This window comes from Blautia sp. HCP3S3_D9 (assembly GCF_052063845.1).
Classification (GTDB): domain Bacteria; phylum Bacillota; class Clostridia; order Lachnospirales; family Lachnospiraceae; genus Blautia_A.
Window position 1 is genome coordinate 1 of record NZ_JBQHWS010000248.1, and the last position, 1,851, is coordinate 1,851.

Here is a 1,851-nt window from a genome sequence, read left to right on the forward strand (position 1 = left end):
CAATAGCTATCCCTGTTATCTTGCTGTCTACGCTTAGCCTGCAACGTTACCGCGGCAGACTCAAGACTCGCTTCAAATGCTGTGGTTAGCAGCTTATTTGATGGGGCTTCCACCCACCGGACTATATACCCTTAGCTGGACGCACGGTCAGACCCCAATGTTGCTGCTCTTCAACCGTTGTTCGTATTTATTCTCTTGCAGGAGAGTTCCTCTATGAATGGCCAAGAGCAACCCACAAAGGTCAGTGGTCAACAAATCCGGATCATCTACCGGACAACTATAAAGGCTTTACCCAGTGGAATGGTCCTTACTTTATCCAGAAAGCTCAGCTTGTCGGTAAGAATACAGAAACCGTTATCCGCACAATCCTCAAATCCAGATCTTATGAGGTTCAGACCTACCGTATGTGCCTGGGCATTCTGAATTTTACGAAGAAGTACAGTAACAAAGCACTTGAGGAGTGCTGTAAACATGCAATCGCTCTGAATAAGCAGAAATATACCTTCATCAAGAATACGATCTCTGTTGTCGCAGATGATCTCGGAGAAGCGGGATATCGGCGTTCGGTACAGGCATCGAATGCACCTTCACGGGGTGGCTATGTAATGCCACCGGAAGCTTCCAGCATTGATACCCTTTTATCTCGCAGCAAAGCGCTTGCTGATCTGACCAGAAAGGAGGTAGATGACTGATGCTTACAGGTACCGCACTCATGAATGAACTTGTCGACGAGTTGAATGAACTGAGTCTGTCCACAATGGCAGCCACTCTCGACGATCTTTATCACAAACCCGGATTTCTGGAAATGGACCGTCTCACGCTTATTGCAGAGCTGATCGGACCGCAGTATCAGGAAAAAGTCAGTAAAACACTAAAAAATCGGCTGACAGCCGCAAATCTGAAGAGTTCACCTGAAGAATTGTCCGACTGTGTAGACTCTGATAAACGTGAGTATCTTCCCTCTGGAATTACAGAAGTGCTTGGTTCTTTGGATTTCATAGCAAGAGGCTACAACCTCTGCATTCTTGGTGAATCTGATGCAGGAAAGTCTTATCTGGCTAAAGCAATCGGCATCAAAGCCTGCAACCGGTATAATGTCGGCTACTTCCACAGTGAGGAACTTCTTGAGAGCATGGTTGCTCTTAAAGAGCAGGATTATGAGAAATATGCCAGAAAGATGAAAAAGTATCTCAAATGGGAATTGATCATCCTGGACGACTTTCTGCTTCACACGATTACAGACGAACGGGAAATCAAGATCCTTTTCGAACTGTTAGAGAAACGTAACGAGCAGAAAAAGAGCACTATTGTTTGCTCTCAGCGTGATCCTGAAAACTGGAAGGCAATGATTCTTAATGATGAAGTATCAGCCAACTCCATTATGAAGAGAGCGACAAAGCACTATACGATTAAGATTAATACCCGATAAGAGATGTTAATCGTCTAAAAAATGGGCGGCCGTTTTGTTTCGGAAAGCGGCCGCCCTAAAACGGAATGGCGACCGCTAGGCGCCGTAAACTACAGGCAATCCAGTGACAAAGGAGAGAAGCTGGTTAATGACAAACTAAGAAGTCAGCAGGATCTTTAAATCAGTTGATCCATCAATAGGTCTATCATTTATAAAGTTGTAAACTGGTGCCTCTTTTATTACATATCCCTAATTTTATATTTCTTTTATGGATCTTTTAGGAACGCTTCATTCTTTTTATTTATCCTTTGGAGTGTCAGACCCCAATATAACAATGACACTGAAGATGAGTTTACTTCGGAACAGACAGATGATGATTTCTTTTCGGATGAAAAGGAAATGCCTTCTGTTCAGGAGGGGGACACGTTGGTTGCAAATGCAGG

Annotated in this window: 2 protein-coding genes; both read left to right on the forward strand. The window is 44.0% G+C overall.

The genetic code is table 11. The annotated features are described in order from the left end of the window. Positions 1-404 precede the first annotated feature (404 nt). Entirely contained in the window at positions 405-692 is a 288-nt protein-coding gene (locus ACTNES_RS20600) for a hypothetical protein (protein WP_173705847.1), read from the forward strand. Next, on the forward strand, positions 692-1,429 hold the full coding sequence (locus ACTNES_RS20605) for an ATP-binding protein (protein ID WP_441040546.1): 738 nt from the start codon (positions 692-694) through the stop codon (positions 1,427-1,429). Before ACTNES_RS20600 ends, ACTNES_RS20605 begins: the two co-directional genes overlap by 1 nt. The last annotated feature ends 422 nt before the right edge of the window (positions 1,430-1,851 follow it).

Excerpts from the sequence above, each read along its gene's own strand:
- ACTNES_RS20605 (WP_441040546.1), top strand. The coding sequence starts at position 692 with ATGCTTACAGGTACCGCACTCATGAATGAACTTGTCGACGAGTTGAAT.
- ACTNES_RS20600 (WP_173705847.1), top strand. The coding sequence starts at position 405 with ATGTGCCTGGGCATTCTGAATTTTACGAAGAAGTACAGTAACAAAGCA.